Origin of the sequence: Cryobacterium sp. RTC2.1, assembly GCF_035018685.1 — a bacterium.
Lineage (GTDB): Bacteria > Actinomycetota > Actinomycetes > Actinomycetales > Microbacteriaceae > Cryobacterium > Cryobacterium glucosi.
Genome location: NZ_JASJXJ010000105.1, coordinates 1 through 13,987, shown reverse-complemented (window position 1 = coordinate 13,987; position 13,987 = coordinate 1). Strand labels below are relative to the sequence as shown.

The following is a 13,987-nucleotide window of genomic DNA, read 5'->3' as shown; positions in this document are numbered from 1 at the left end:
TCTGCGGCGAGGCCGCAGCCGACCCCGTGCTCGCCGTCGTGCTCGTCGGACTCGGGGTCGCAACCCTGTCGATGACCTCCCGTTCGCTCTCCGCTGTCGGAGCCGTGCTGAAGTCCGTCACCCTCGACGATGCCAAGAAGCTCGCGGTCCTCGCGGTGTCCGCGCCGAATCCGACCGAGGCCCGCAAGCGCGTGCGCGCCGGATTGCCCATACTTGAAGAGTTGGGTCTGTAACCGCACACGCGTAACCGCTCCCCGCACCACTCCAGTCAGCCCGCAGTATCGTCGAGCACGACCGTCGTCGAGTATCAACCAGGAGGAATTATGTCCGAACGCACAGCCACCATTGCCAGCCGAGTCGGCCTGCATGCCCGTCCCGCGTCCATTTTTGCGGCCGCCGTCGGCGAACTGCCGATCGAGGTCACCATCGCGATGGAGGGCGAGCCTGCTGAAGACGCCATGGACGCCTCGAGCATCCTGAGCCTGATGAGTCTCGGTGCGGCCAACGGCGACGTCGTCGTGCTGCGCGCGGAAGGCGACGGAGCCGACGAGGCGCTCGAAGCCCTCGTCAAGATCCTCGAGACGGACCTCGACGCCGAGTAATACTCCACCGGAACAACAGGAAGCACCCTCGGTAGTCGGGGGTGCTTCCTTTTTTGTGTGCTCGTCGCTGGTCTACGAGCCGACGAGTGTGATGAAAGCGCTCAACTGGGCTAGCGCCTCGACGCTGTGCGGCAGCGAGTCCGTGAGCGCGGGCGAGTAGACGAGCCACGCCGCCCACTGCGCGCGCGAGATGGCGACGTTGAGCCGGTTCGCGAGCAGCAGGAATTCGAGGCCGCGCGGCACCTCCTCCGCGGACGACGCCGCGAGCGAGACGATCGCGACCGCGGCCTCCCTGCCCTGGAATTTGTCGACCGTGCCGACCGGGACCGAGGAGAGGCCGACCGCCCGGAGTCGTTCCCTGATCAGGGCGACCTGGGCGTTGTACGGAGCGACCACGATCACGTCCGCCTCCCCGAGCGGGACCGTTCGCCCGGCGGATGTCCACGGCCGGCCGATGGCGTCGCGGACGAGCCCGACCACGACATCCGCTTCTTCGATCGACGAGGTCGCGTTGTCCGTGTGGCGCACCGGAACGGGATGCAGCCCTGGTTCCACTCCGGCCAGGGCGCGGTCGGAGGGGTGCGAGCGGAGTTTGCCCTCGTAGGAGAGCGCCGAAACAGGAGCGCAGACGGCCGGGTGCATCCGCCAGCTCGTCGCGAGGAAATACCCGAGCTCGGCGGGGAGCACCCGATGCCCGTCCGTGAGCCAGGCGAGCGCGGAGAGGTCGACGGGCTCGGGGTGCGTGCCCTGGCTGACCTGCGGCAACTGCTGCGGGTCGCCGAGAAGCAGCAGCCGCTCCGCCGAGACGGCCGCGGCAATCGTGCTCGCGAGGGAGTACTGCCCGGCCTCGTCGATCACGAGCAGGTCGAGGGAGCCGCGCGGGATCCGGTCGGCGTTGCTGAAGTCCCAGGCCGTCCCGCCGAGTACCCAGCCGTCCGACCGGCCGGTGAAAGCGGCGAGACCCTTGACATCGAGGGCGAGCCACGGAACGGCAGTGCCTTCTTCGCCCTTCTTCGGCCGTTTGCCGACGCGGTCCGGGTCGAGCCCGACTCCGGCGCCCGCCTCGACCACCGCCCGCAGCATGTTCTCGACGGCCGCATGCGACTGCGCGACGACGCCGATTTTCCAGCCGTGCCGGACCACGAGGTCGGCGATCACCCGCGAGCCGACGAAGGTCTTCCCGGTTCCGGGCGGGCCCTGGACGGCAAGGTAGGAGTGATCGAGGGCCAGCACGGCATCGCGGATGGCGCCCGGGGTGTCTCCTGCGGTAACGACAGGCAGGGTGGCGCCCCCGCGCAGTCGCGGCGGCACCCGGCGCAGGATGTCGAACGCGGCATCCGCGAGCGGCAGCGGCCATGCGGACAGCACGGCCCTGCCCCACTGGGAGATCGCGCCGACCTGGCTGCCGGGCTGCGGCGGAGTCCCCGGAGTGACGGCGACAGGGAGCGCGTCGTGGTGGGGCGCGTCGCGTTCGAGGATCTCGTCGACGAAGATCACGCCGTCGTCGAGGGCACCGCCATCGAGGACGCCGTCGTCGATGGTGCCGCCGAATCCGCCGTCGTCGCCCACCTGCACGATGGTCGCCTTGTTGTGGGCGGTGCGGGCGCCCGGCTCGTCGCTCCGCCGGATCGGCGGATACGGCGGGTCGTAGACGAGGAACGGCTGTTGCCCTGCTTTGAGCGAGCTTCCGGGCGCCGGGGTGCCCGCGAGCCGGAGCAGGCGCCGGTCGAGGACCTGCCTGCCCTCGCGGTGCCAGCCGATCTCGACGGTGGCCCGCACGACCGAGAAGACGTCCCTGGTGTCCGACCAGTCCTCGAGGGGCGACGCGAGCCTGGCGAAGTGGTCCCACCAGAACGATTTCTGTTCGCGGCGATGGTAGTCGATGGCCGCGGCCGCGAGGGCGAGCGCGGTCTCGTCGCTCGTGCGGCCGGTCGGCGGCACCTGTTCGAGCAGGGCCGTCAGTTCGAGGTAGACCGGGTCGGGTTCCCGCTCGGGGACCGCTATCGCGAGCTCGCCGGCACGAGCCGCGACGCCGGCATCGCCCGAGGCACCGAGGCGTCCGGCGGCACCGTCGTCGAACGCACCGTTGTCGACGGCACCGTTGTCCGCGGCCCGGTCGAGGAGCCAGTCCCGCAGCCGCCGCGTCGACCGGCAGTCGTAGGCGTTGTACCGCGCGATGTCCTCGAGGACGGCCGCAGCGGCATCCGCCTCGCCGGCGGCGAGGAGCTCGCCCGCGTGCGCGTACTCGGCGATCGAGTCTGCGGCGTTGTCGACGCCCTCCCTGGCCTCCTCCCCCATGTACAGCGGCTCGAGCTTCTTGAGCGAGTAGCTGCGGCTGCCGACCCGGAGGCCCTGCCGCACGATCGGGTACAGGTCGACGAGCACGTGGTTGCGGAGCAGGTCGTCGACGGTGTCCTCTCCGACGCCGTGCCGCGCGGCGAGGCTGAGCAGGTGGGTGCGCTCGTAGGGGGCGTAATGGTAGATGTGCAGGTCGGGGTACCGTTCCCGTCGTTCGTGCACGTAGGCGAGGAAGCCGATGAGGGCCTGGCGTTCCTCGGCGTGGCTGTGCGCCCAGAAGGCGCGGAAGGTGTCGTCGGGTTCCACGAGGCCGAACAGGTAGTCGAGGCCCCACACCACGGTGCCGGCTGAGGCGTCGTCCGCTCCCTCCTGGTACAGGGGATCGCCCTCGAAGTCGAAGAAGATATCCCCCTGGCTCGGCCGCGGAAGTGCGGCGAGCGCCGGCGGATTGGTCACCTGCCAGGCGAGCGGTCGGCCGGGGTGCGGGTCGAGCTGAAGACTGGCCTGTGCGCGCAGGGTCGCGAGCGTCGAATCGGTGATCCCGGCGACGGGCCCCGCAGATGCGGCGAGCTCCTCGATCGTCCCGATCCCCGCAGCGCGCAGGCGGGCACGCTGCGAGAGCCGCAGCCGGGCGACCAGGAGCACGTCCCGGTGCAGTTGCACCTGCTCCTCACAGACCGCGCAGCGTCCGCAGGCGACGTACCGGGCGTCGCCCCAGGGGGTCGGCGCGGCGTCGGCGAGGCGTTCGTCGATCAGGCCCTCGAGCCTGGCCCGCCTGGCCCGGTACACCGGAAGGATGTCGGCCAGCCTGTGCGAACTCGTGCGCCCGTCGCCGAGAAGGAGGTGCACCCGGTCGCCGGTGCGGATACCGAGGCGTTCCAACTGGTCGCTGTACGCCGCGAGTTGCAGCAGCGCGGTCACCTTGGCCGAGCGGGCCAGTTTCGTGTCGTAGACCTCATAGCTCGGCCCCGCCGCGGCGCTTTCCGCCGAATCGCCCTGCTCCGGCAAGCGGATGATGAAATCCGCGTACCCGAGGAAACGCCCGTCGAAGAAGGCGGCCTGGAACACCACCGCGGCGCCGGCTCGGAGGGCCTCGGCACTCAGCCGGGCGGCTTCGAGGATCGCAGCGCGCTCGGCGCGGGCCGGACGCTCGATCTCGACGACGGGCCCGGTCGAACGGAGCCGGTTCAGCATCCGCAGTTCGTGGGCGTCGCCGAGTTCCGCGGTGCGCGCGAGCATGGCGTCCGCGGGGTCCGGAACCGGGTCGATCCGCCCGAGGCGGGCGTCGAGCCGGCGCATCACGGCCCACTCGCAGACCGCGGCCTCGCTCAGGTCGCTCGCCGAGTACACGACGGTGACAGGGTCAAGCAGGAACACGGCGGCCTCCCGAAAGGATCTGCCCCGAGGCTAACCGAAGCCACCGACGTACGGGTGCTGTGAGCAGGCTGTGGAATCCCCCGCTGCGCGAAGTCGCCCACTAGCCTCGACCCAACGGCAGTGTTGACGTGGCCGGGCTTCCCCCTCACGGGGTGCCCCGGAGGGTTTCCTCGACGTCGGACTCCGCATCCTCATCGACGAAATCAGAAGGACACACCGTGAGCGAAACCACCAGCACGAGCACGAGCGACGACACGGCCGGAACGGCGACGGGCCCCGACGGCCACATCATCCAGGACTGGACCGACCTCGGGAAAGAGATGTGGTCGTACCTGACCGGCAAGAGCGCCGTGATCAACTACACCTTCATCGACATGGCCGTCGAAGTCCCCCGGGACATCGGACCGGACGCCCCGCGGGCGACATGGAAGCTGAACGGGACCCTCCGCGTCACGACGAGCGAAGGCCCGACCGCCGAGTCCCTCGCCCACTGACCATGGCAACGACCACCCGTCTGGACATCGATCTCGCCTTCTCCCTTGCCGAGCCGGACGGCCAGCACGGCGGCGAACGGATGCAGGGAACGATCACCGCCGCCGGCACCGACGTCGAGATCTTCGCGAGCCGGCCAGAGCTCTTCCTGCAGACGAGGACGATCACTCTCAAGGAGATCCGTACCCTCGCGGCAGACCTGGCCGAACGGGGGCTCTCGGTCTCGCTGAGCGGTCCGAACGGGCTGGTGGTCCGGCTCGGTGCGATCCCGGCTCAACGGCTGCAGCGCCTCCTGACCGGGTCCGCGCATGTCGCCCTCGGCAGCCGGGCGGCGCTGGCGCCGCTGCTGCGGCGTCGCAGGCGCGCCGGCGGGGCAGAACCGGCACCGGTCGTGACCTTGCCGCCCTCCACCCTCTTCCCCCTGGTACCGACGCTCGACCGCCGCATCCGGCGTACCGTGACGACCACGCACTACACCCGCGGATCCGGGCGTCCCCGACTGATCTTCGTCGTCGGGTCGGAAAACTGGGACGGCACGCCGCCCCGCCAATTCGACCTCATGCCGGAGACCACGACGATCGGATCGAGCCCGGACGCCGATCTGAGGCTCGACGGTCTCTCCCCGATCCACGCCGAGATCCGGCATGATCAGAACGACGAGTACGTGTTCTTTCCCCTCGGGCCCGTCACGCCGGGAACGGAGTCCCAGGGCATCGACGGAAGTCGTCCGTCAGAGGGGGGCCGGATTCTGCGCACCGGCGCGCGCATCGAACTCGGGCCGTGGCGGATGGCGTTCTTCCGCGAGGAATTCGCCGATCACGGTCGTCCGTACGGCGGCAGGGTGGGCGGGGAACTGGCGTACCAGAAGCCGCAGCCCGCTCGCAGGAGCGCAGCGAAGCCGCCACCGGCCACACCAGGGCCGCCGGTCTCCTAGCCGCGGAGACCCGGCGTTGAGGCGGCCGCTGCCCCGGCGTCCGCTGTGCTAGACCGGCTCGCCCGCCGTGGTGACGGCGGCGGATGCCTCTCCGCCGGCATCCGCTTCTGGCTCACGTCCGTCGCGGTGCGGCGTCGTGCCCGAGAGCCGCAGCGTCGCGAGCAGGCCGAGGACAAGGAATCCGGCGGCCGCGAACGCGGAGTACCGGGTGCCCTCGCTGAAGGCGTCGCGCGCGGCCGTGGCCACGGCGGGGCTCTGTGCTTCGAGGGCGGGGATCGCCGCTCCGGCACTGTCGACGACCGCGTCGACGACCTGGGTGCGCGCAGACTCCGGCAGCCCGGGCACGTCCGCGAGTTTCGCGTCCAGCGAGGCGCCGACCGAGGTGAACAGCACGGTGCCGAGCACCGCGATGCCGAGCGCGGAGCCGATCTGCCGCGCCGTCGAGGAGGTGCCGGACCCTTGTCCGCTCTTTTCGACCGGAACGTCCTTGAGCACGACTCCGGTCAGCTGGGCGGTCGCGAGGCCGACACCCATCCCGTAGACGAAGAGAAACGGCACGATCGCGAGCCAGCTGGCGTCCGCCGTGATCACCAGGCCGAGCCCCGCGACGCCGAGGATCTCCAGGACGATTCCGACCCGCACGATCGTTTCCGGTGACACCCGGTTGCCGTATGCGCCGGCGAATCCGCTCGCGACGAAGGAGCCGATCGCGAGCGCGAGCAGCACGAACCCGGTCTGGAGCGCGTCGTAGCCGAGCACGTTCTGCAGCCAGAGCGGCAGGGACAGAATGATGCCGAACTCTCCGAGAGACACGATCAGCGCCGCGATATTCCCGTTGCGGAATGAAGCGATCCGGAACAGTGAGAATGCGAGCAGGGTGGTCTTGCCTGCGCGCTGCCGGGAGAGGCCCCACAGGATGAACGCCGCGCCGGCGAGGAGGGTGATCGCGAAGGCGACCGGAATCGGGGAAATCGAATACGGCCAGGTGAAGCCGCCGATCACCATGGGCTTGTTCGTCAGCCACCAGCCGTAGCTGCGTCCCTCGATGAGTCCGAAGACGAGGCTGGCGCTCGTGAGCACCGAGAGCACGGCGCCGACGACGTCGACCCTGCGGGGTTCGCCGGCATCCTTCGACTCGGAGACGAAGACGAGCACACCGATGACGATGATCACACCGAGCGGCACATTGATGCCGAAGGCCCAGCGCCAGGAGAAGTACGTGGTCAGCCAGCCGCCGAGGAGCGGCCCGACCGCGACCATGCCGCCGATCGTGGAGCCCCAGATCGCGAAGGCGATGCCGCGGTCGCGGCCGCGGAAGTTCGCGTTGATCAGCGACAGGGTGGTCGGGAGCACCATCGCGCCGCCGATGCCCTGGATCAGGCGGGCGCCGATCAGCAGGTCGCCCGATTGCGCCAGGGCCGCGAGAACGGATGCCGCGGCGAACAGCACGACGCCGAGGATCAGGATGCGACGGCGCCCGTACCGGTCGGCCAGTGTGCCGAAGACGAGCAGGAGGGCTGCGAAGACGAGGGTGTAGCTTTCCTGGACCCACTGCACCTGGGTCGACGTGATCGCGAGGTCCCGTACGATCGAGGGGATCGCGACGTTGATGATCGTCGAGTCGACGATGATCAGCGCGACGGCGATGCTGATGAAGACGAGGCCGGCCCACCGGCGGCGCGGGGACTCAGCCCGGGCGGAGGCAGTGGGGGTGGCTGGGTGCTGGTCGGTCATGCGATTACCATTCGGGTCGGCGGGGAGACGGGAAGCTTCGCCATGCGCAGGCGCGCGCCGACGGTCAGGGCGATCACGAGCACGGCGCCGACGATGGCCGCGACACCGGCGGGCACGGAAGGCGGTGTTCCGCCGAGCCGTGCGACGGCGAGCCAACCGAGCCCCCAGGCGAGGGAGGCCGCAGGGGCGAGCCTGCCGTGACCGCTGATCGCGAGCAACCCGCCGACGACGGTGGCGACCGCGATGACGGCGACCGCCCAGAGGTCAGGGTCGAGCGCGAAGCCCGTGAAGCCGGCGACGACGAGCACGGCGGTCACGTTCGCAGCGGTCGCGACACAGACCCAGCCGAGGTAGAGGCCCATGGTCCCGTCGAGGAGGATCGTTTCGACGAGGTTCTTCGGGCGTGAGGCCAGGGTGAGCCGGAAGGTGCAGACGAGGACAGCGAGCAGGGCCACGATGACGGGCACGCTGAGCCACAGCTGGTCGAACTGGATGCTCAGGATCCACGCGGCATTCAGGATCAGGGACGCCAGGACCGGGTATCCGAGCAGACGCTGACGGGGATCGCTCCGCTGCGCCGGCAGGCACTGCCAGATGGCGTACCCGACCAGGCCGAGATAGATCGGCGTCCAGATCGCGAACGCGGGGACGGCAGGGGCGATCAGGGTCGCGTCAGCGGCAAGCGCGCCGCCGGCGGCGTTCTGGATGGGGGTGCCGCCCGCGGCACCTGACCCGATGAAGGATCCGACGAGGGCGACGAGCGCGCCGATCACGACGAGGACCTGCCGCCGGAGATCTCGAGAATTCATCTCACTCTCCTAGATATAAGTCAACTGAACAAGATGACGTTAGCACCAGGGCGCGCGAAAGAACAGCGCAGGGTCCACTGATCCGTGATCCCTCGTTCGCGAATCATCGGGGTGCGCTCGGCGGAGTGCGCTCGGAGCGGCTCGATGGGCCCCTGGATCAGTAGTTGAAGGCGATCGAGCAGGTCTGCTGGCTCGCGGTCTGGCCGCGCAGCCCGGCGATCTCGACGGGAGCAGCTGCATCCGTTGCCGCGGGCGTCGGAGTGCCCGTTGCCGCACCGGTGGCCGAGGCAGTGGGGGTGGGGGTCGGCGTCGGCGTTGCGGCCGGCGCAGCCGTCGGGTCGAGTTCGGCGCTGTTGCCGAGGGATTTGGCGTCGAGGGTGAAGGACTGGTCGGCCGTGACCGCGGCGAACAGCTTCTTGGCGAGGGCGGTCGACGGTACCAGCTTGTTGGTGTCCTGCGGGTCGGTCGCCGACGGGTATTGCACGAACACGAGCTGGTTCAGGTCGATGTCCTTCAGGGCGAGCGCCATGCCGACCATGGTCGGGATGTTGGCGAGGGACGTGGAGAGTTTCAGGTTCGTCCCCGCGGCCGTCGCGAGGGCCGACAGCTTCGACACGTCGGTGAGCGTCGCGCTGCTCTTCATCACGCGCATCAGCGAGGACATGTAGGCCTGCTGCGAGGAGATCCGGGACAGGTCGCTGCCGTCGCCGACGCCGTGGCGGCTGCGCAGGTAGGCGAGGGCGGCGGTTCCGGAGACGACGCTCGTTCCCGCGGGAAGGTCGAGTCCCGTGTACGGGTCCTTGATCGCGTCGTTGAGGCAGACCGGGACGCCCCCGACGGCGTCGGCCATCGCGACCGTGCCCTCGAAGGAGATCAGACCCGCGTACGGAATGGTCAGCCCGGTCAGCGACGAAACGGTCGAGACCACGCAGCCGAGGCCGCCCCGTCCGAAGGACGCGTTCATGGCCGTGGACGTCGCGGCCTTCGCCACCTTCCCGGTATCGGGGTCCGTGCAGGCCGGCTGGTTGACGACGAGGTCACGGGGAATGCTGATCACGACCGCGCTCTTATGGTCGGCGGAGACGTGCAGCAGAATGTTGACGTCGTTGAGGGTGCCGGTGCGGTCGCCATAGGCTGCGGACTGGGTGAGGGAGTTGTCCACCCCGACGACGAGGACATTGAAGCCGCCCTCGAAGGAACCGAGCTGGGGAATCGCGGGCAGGTCGGTCGCCCCGTTGGAGATGTCGACCGCGTTAGCGGAGACCTTCGTTGCGAACTGGCTCACCGCGATGGCCGCAACGGAGACGCCGCTCACGAGGACGACGGCGAGCGTGAGCGCAAGCGCCTTGATCAGGGTCAGCATCGTGTGGCTGCGGCTCGGTCGGCGCCGATGGCGGATGAGCGTTGCCGCCCGTGCGAGCCTGCGGGCGTCCGCGCGACCCTCGGGTCTGTGATTCGTCAACAAAACCCCTTATTGCGTTCCATGGTCAGAATCTTCACGATAGTTGCCGGTCCCGGGTGTTTTCTGGACTCGGGCTATGAGACTCACAGAAACGGCTGTGTCAGGCTGGGAGGATGCTGATCAACCGGGTTCACCACATCGCCATCATCGCGAGCGACTACGAGCGTTCGAAGCGGTTCTACGTCGAAGTCGTGGGCTGCACGCTCGAGGCGGAGTACTTCCGGGCCGAGCGCGATTCCTGGATGGGCAAGCTCGCCCTGAACGCCGAGTACATCCTCGAGTTGTTCTCGTTCCCGGACACCCCGCCCCGGCGCAGCGGCCCGGAGGCGCTCGGCCTGCGCCACCTCGCGTTCGAGGTCGACGACGTTCCCGGCACGCGCGCGGAGCTCCTCGGCACGGGCGTCGCCTGCGAGGAGCTGCGGGTCGACCCGAACACGCACAAGGCGATGTTCTTCTTCCGGGACCCCGACGGCCTGCCGCTCGAGATCTACCAGTCCTGAGGGGCCCCTGCCCCGAGGGGCTACTCGGGGAGCAGCTCGAAGACGACGCCGTTGTCGCGGACGCTGATCCGCAGGCGGTCGAGGCTCGGCACGACGAGATCGGCGTCGAGCTGGTCCATGGTGTGCGTTCCGGCGACACCGATCGTCAGGCATCCGGCCGCGCGACCCGCCTCGAGGCCCGCCGGCGCGTCTTCGACCACGACACAGCGACGCGGGTCGGCGCCGAGCCGGGCGGCCGCAGCCAGGAAGGGCTCAGGGAACGGCTTGCCGCGCGGAGTGTCGTCGATCGTCACGACGGTCGCCGGCACCGGGAAGCCGGCCGACTCGAGCCGGGCGAGGCACAACGAACGGGCGCACGAGGTGACGATGGCGCGGCGGCCCTCCGGCAGGCTCTGCATCAGTTCCGCGGCCCCGGGAAGAATCACGATGCCCTCGAGGTCGTCGAGTTCGAGTTCGAGCACCCGGCCGATCGACCACTCGATCTTGTCCTCGGGAACGAGCCTGGCGACCATCTGCCGGGCGGGCACCCCGTGTTCGGCCCCGGTGAATGACGGGCCGAGGCCCGCTTCGGCTCCCCAGCGCATCCACGCCCGGTTCACGGCCCGCGTCGAGTCGACCAGGGTGCCGTCCATATCGAAGAGGACCGCATCGAAAACCCGGCCGAGGAGAACGTGCCCTGTTGCGCCATCCGTGCTGGTGCTCGTGCTGCTCTCCGTCATGCTTGCGGCGGTGGTGAGGCCCTGCTCCATGTGCTGTTTCCTTCCGTGAAACCGCGATAGCCGGCTTCGGTACTCCCCCAATTCTCCCTCGTCTCCAGCCTCAGTACGCTGAACACCATGACTACAGCTGCCGTCGTCCCTCCCCTCGCCGCGAAGAAGCCCGTCGAACGCCTGCACCACAGCGACCTCTTCACCGACGACTACGAGTGGTTGCGCGACAAGGAAAGCCCGGAGGTCCTCGCCCATCTCGAGGCCGAAAACGCGTACACGGATGCCCGCACCGCGCGGCTCGCACCGCTCCGGGAGCAGCTGTTCGACGAGATCAAGGCCCGCACCCGCGAGACCGACCTCAGCGTGCCCGTGCGGGAGGGCCGGTGGTGGTACTACACCCGCACGGTGGAGGGCCAGGAATACGGCATCCACTGCCGCGCCCCGATCTCGGGCCCGGACGACTGGGCGCCGCCGATCCTGGACCCCGAAGCCGTCGACGCCGGAACGTCCGGCACCGTCCGGGCAGGCCTCCCCGGTGAGCAGGTGCTGCTCGACGACAACGCCGAGGCGGCCGGCCACGAGTTCTACGCCCTCGGCAGCTTCGACGTGAGCGCAGACGCCACCCGGCTGCTCTACGCCGTCGACACCGAGGGTGACGAGCGGTACACGATCCGGGTGCGCGACCTCACGACGGGCGAGAATCTCGCCGACGAGATCACCGATACCGGCGAGGACGCCCTGTTCGAACCGAGTGGCCGCTACCTCTTCTACACGACCGTCGACGAGGCCTGGCGCCCCGACACCGTCTGGCGGCACGAGATCGGCACAGACCCCTCGAGCGACGCGCAGGTCTTCCACGAACCCGACGACCGGTTCTGGGTCGGCATCGGGCTGACCCGCAGCCGCAAGTACCTGCTGATCGAGGCCGGCTCGAGCGTGACGACCGAAACCCGGCTGCTCGACACGAGCGATCCCACCGGCGAGTTCGCAATCGTCTGGCAGCGCCGCGACGGCGTCGAGTACGACGTGGAGCACGCCGTCCTCGCCGGGGAGGACCGGCTCCTCGTCGTGCACAACGACCAGGCCGTCAACTTCGAACTCGTCGACGTCGCCGCCGGAGACCCGCACGGCCCCCGGCGGATGCTGCTGCCGCACGACGAATCCGTCCGGCTCGAAGGCGTCGACGCGTTTCGCGACTTCGTCATCGCCGAGTACCGGCGGGACGGCTTGACGCAGGTGGCGATCGCGTCGCTCGGGACCGAGGCCGAGGCATCCGCTGCGACCGCCGACGCTGCCCGCCCGCTCACGTTCACCGAGCTCGCCTTCGACGAACCGCTCTTCACGGCAGGCACAGGGGCGAACCCCGAGTGGGAGCAGCCGACGATCCGGTTCGGCTACACGAGCTTCGTCACCCCGTCGACCGTCTACGACCTCGTCGTCGCGACCGGCGAGCGCCGCCTGCTCAAGCAGCAGACCGTGCTCGGCGCGTACGACCCGGCGAGGTACGAACAGCGCCGCGAGTGGGCGACGGCCGCGGACGGCACCCGCGTGCCGATCTCGCTCGTCTACCGGAGTGACCTGGTCACCCCCGGCGAACCCGCGCCGACCCTGCTCTACGGCTATGGGTCCTACGAGATCAGCATCGACCCGACCTTCAGCATCGCCCGGCTCAGCCTGCTCGACCGCGGACTGGTCTACGCGATCGCGCACGTGCGCGGCGGCGGCGAACTCGGCCGGCTCTGGTACGAGCACGGCAAGGAGCTCGAGAAGCGCAACAGCTTCACCGATTTCATCGACTGCGCACATCACCTGATCGATGCGGGGCTCACCGCGCCCGACCGGCTCGTCGCCGAGGGCCGCAGCGCCGGCGGCCTGCTGATGGGCGCCGTCGCGAACCTCGCCCCCGAGCTGTTCTCCGGCATCCTCGCCGGCGTGCCGTTCGTCGACCCGCTCACGTCGATCCTCGACCCCTCGCTGCCGCTCACGGTCATCGAGTGGGACGAGTGGGGAGACCCGCTGCACGACCCGGAGGTCTACGCGTACATCAAGTCCTACTCACCGGTCGAGAACGTTCGAGACACGCACTACCCGCGGATCCTCGCGGTCACGAGCCTCAACGACACCCGCGTGCTCTACGTGGAACCGGCGAAGTGGGTCGCGCACCTGCGCGAGGTCGGGGCGGATGTCCTGCTCAAGACCGAGATGTCCGCCGGCCACGGCGGGGTGTCCGGGCGCTACGCCCGCTGGCGGGAAATCGCCTTCGACAACGCGTGGATCCTCGATGCGGCCGGGGTGCATCCGCTGCCCTGAGCTGCGGGAGCGTGAGAGCATGGGGGAATGTCGCAGACCGGGCCCCTTGCACCGGCGCCGGGGTGGCGGATGCGCGCCCAGAGCCTCGCTGGACCGCCCGCCGGAGCACTGGGGAGCGCCGCGACGTCCCCGGGAACCGCAGCCCCGACGGCGATGGGACTCCAGTTCGAGCTGCGCGAGCTGACCCCGCGCACCGATGAACGCTGGCGCGGGCCGACGGCGCAGACGGTCACGAGCCTCCGCGGTGGCCACGGCACGCTCAGGCTCGGCGTGCGCCCGGTCGTCCTGAACGCGCGTGGCAACTGGGTGCGTGGCAGCGTGACATGGAACCAGCTGAGCTTCCACGTGAACCGGCTCGCCCTCAATCCCGAGCACAAGCGCTGGCTCAGCGAGCTCTGGGCCCTGAACCGCGCGGTGCGCGGGGTGTACACGAGCCAGGAGGCCGACTGGCTCTACCTCGACGACTTCGAGAGTTCCCTTCTCTGGGCCCACCTCGGCGAAGCGCGCCGGCTCGGGATCGCGCTCGTCGGCACGAAGAAGGGCGCGACCGTCACGGTGGCGGCGGAAGCCGTGGTCGCACTCGACGTGACGCAATCCCCGTCCGAGACCGCGGCAACGGCTCCTGCTGAAAGCGCGCCCGGCCTGCGCCTGACCACGACACTCACGATCGACGGTGATGCGCAGCCCCCGGCCCAGGCCGGCGCGATCGGCAGCCACGGCGTCTACGTCTATGCGCAGACACCCCCCGCGTCGTCGACC

11 protein-coding genes and 1 pseudogene are annotated in these 13,987 nt (G+C 69.7%); 7 read left to right on the top strand and 5 right to left on the bottom strand.

Annotation, left to right across the window (positions count from 1 at the left end; translation table 11 throughout):
* A partial coding sequence (locus QN357_RS13110; RefSeq protein ID WP_323504987.1) for a putative PEP-binding protein occupies positions 1 to 233 on the top strand: 233 nt, incomplete at its 5' end.
* A gap of 90 nt (positions 234 to 323) precedes the next feature.
* Entirely contained in the window at positions 324 to 602 is a 279-nt protein-coding gene (locus tag QN357_RS13105) for an HPr family phosphocarrier protein (protein WP_134445914.1), read from the top strand.
* Between the two features lie 72 nt (positions 603 to 674).
* Here QN357_RS13105 and QN357_RS13100 read toward each other — a convergent pair whose 3' ends face one another.
* Positions 675 to 4,277: a TM0106 family RecB-like putative nuclease gene (locus tag QN357_RS13100; protein ID WP_323504986.1), complete on the bottom strand. Its 3,603-nt coding sequence runs from the start codon at positions 4,275 to 4,277 to the stop codon at positions 675 to 677.
* A gap of 218 nt (positions 4,278 to 4,495) precedes the next feature.
* Here QN357_RS13100 and QN357_RS13095 point away from each other — a divergent pair, with 218 nt between their 5' ends.
* Entirely contained in the window at positions 4,496 to 4,771 is a 276-nt protein-coding gene (locus tag QN357_RS13095; RefSeq protein ID WP_370294617.1) for a hypothetical protein, read from the top strand.
* Positions 4,772 to 4,773: 2 nt separating this feature from the next.
* Entirely contained in the window at positions 4,774 to 5,703 is a 930-nt protein-coding gene (locus QN357_RS13090; RefSeq protein WP_134561494.1) for an FHA domain-containing protein, read from the top strand.
* 48 nt (positions 5,704 to 5,751) lie between these two features.
* Here the strand turns inward: QN357_RS13090 and QN357_RS13085 are convergent, their stop codons facing one another.
* The 3 genes from QN357_RS13085 to QN357_RS13075 all read right to left on the bottom strand — a co-directional run bounded on the left by QN357_RS13085 (position 5,752) and on the right by QN357_RS13075 (position 9,708).
* The gene (locus tag QN357_RS13085; protein WP_134445917.1) at positions 5,752 to 7,437 is read right to left on the bottom strand and encodes a DHA2 family efflux MFS transporter permease subunit; all 1,686 of its coding nucleotides are present in this window, start codon (positions 7,435 to 7,437) and stop codon (positions 5,752 to 5,754) included.
* The gene (locus tag QN357_RS13080; RefSeq protein WP_134559568.1) at positions 7,434 to 8,246 is read right to left on the bottom strand and encodes a TspO/MBR family protein; all 813 of its coding nucleotides are present in this window, start codon (positions 8,244 to 8,246) and stop codon (positions 7,434 to 7,436) included. Before QN357_RS13080 ends, QN357_RS13085 begins: the two co-directional genes overlap by 4 nt.
* A 157-nt stretch (positions 8,247 to 8,403) precedes the next feature.
* Complete coding sequence (locus QN357_RS13075) at positions 8,404 to 9,708, bottom strand: LCP family protein (protein WP_323504985.1); 1,305 nt, start codon at positions 9,706 to 9,708, stop codon at positions 8,404 to 8,406.
* Between the two features lie 113 nt (positions 9,709 to 9,821).
* Here QN357_RS13075 and QN357_RS13070 point away from each other — a divergent pair, with 113 nt between their 5' ends.
* Positions 9,822 to 10,208: a VOC family protein gene (locus tag QN357_RS13070; RefSeq protein WP_323504984.1), complete on the top strand. Its 387-nt coding sequence runs from the start codon at positions 9,822 to 9,824 to the stop codon at positions 10,206 to 10,208.
* Positions 10,209 to 10,228: 20 nt separating this feature from the next.
* On the opposite strand, the gene QN357_RS13065 is transcribed toward QN357_RS13070, so the two are convergent.
* The gene (locus QN357_RS13065; RefSeq protein WP_323504983.1) at positions 10,229 to 10,957 is read right to left on the bottom strand and encodes an HAD-IA family hydrolase; all 729 of its coding nucleotides are present in this window, start codon (positions 10,955 to 10,957) and stop codon (positions 10,229 to 10,231) included.
* Between the two features lie 87 nt (positions 10,958 to 11,044).
* On the opposite strand from QN357_RS13065, the gene QN357_RS13060 reads away from it, so the two are divergent.
* On the top strand, positions 11,045 to 13,228 hold the full coding sequence (locus QN357_RS13060) for a S9 family peptidase (RefSeq protein WP_323504982.1): 2,184 nt from the start codon (positions 11,045 to 11,047) through the stop codon (positions 13,226 to 13,228).
* Positions 13,229 to 13,255: 27 nt separating this feature from the next.
* Positions 13,256 to 13,987: pseudogene (locus tag QN357_RS13055) on the top strand (hypothetical protein); the annotation flags it as partial.

Coding starts and splice junctions, on each gene's coding strand:
- QN357_RS13065 (WP_323504983.1), bottom strand. CDS start 10,957: ATGGAGCAGGGCCTCACCACCGCCGCAAGCATGACGGAGAGCAGCACG.
- QN357_RS13060 (WP_323504982.1), top strand. CDS start 11,045: ATGACTACAGCTGCCGTCGTCCCTCCCCTCGCCGCGAAGAAGCCCGTC.
- QN357_RS13080 (WP_134559568.1), bottom strand. CDS start 8,246: ATGAATTCTCGAGATCTCCGGCGGCAGGTCCTCGTCGTGATCGGCGCG.
- QN357_RS13105 (WP_134445914.1), top strand. CDS start 324: ATGTCCGAACGCACAGCCACCATTGCCAGCCGAGTCGGCCTGCATGCC.
- QN357_RS13085 (WP_134445917.1), bottom strand. CDS start 7,437: ATGACCGACCAGCACCCAGCCACCCCCACTGCCTCCGCCCGGGCTGAG.
- QN357_RS13090 (WP_134561494.1), top strand. CDS start 4,774: ATGGCAACGACCACCCGTCTGGACATCGATCTCGCCTTCTCCCTTGCC.
- QN357_RS13070 (WP_323504984.1), top strand. CDS start 9,822: ATGCTGATCAACCGGGTTCACCACATCGCCATCATCGCGAGCGACTAC.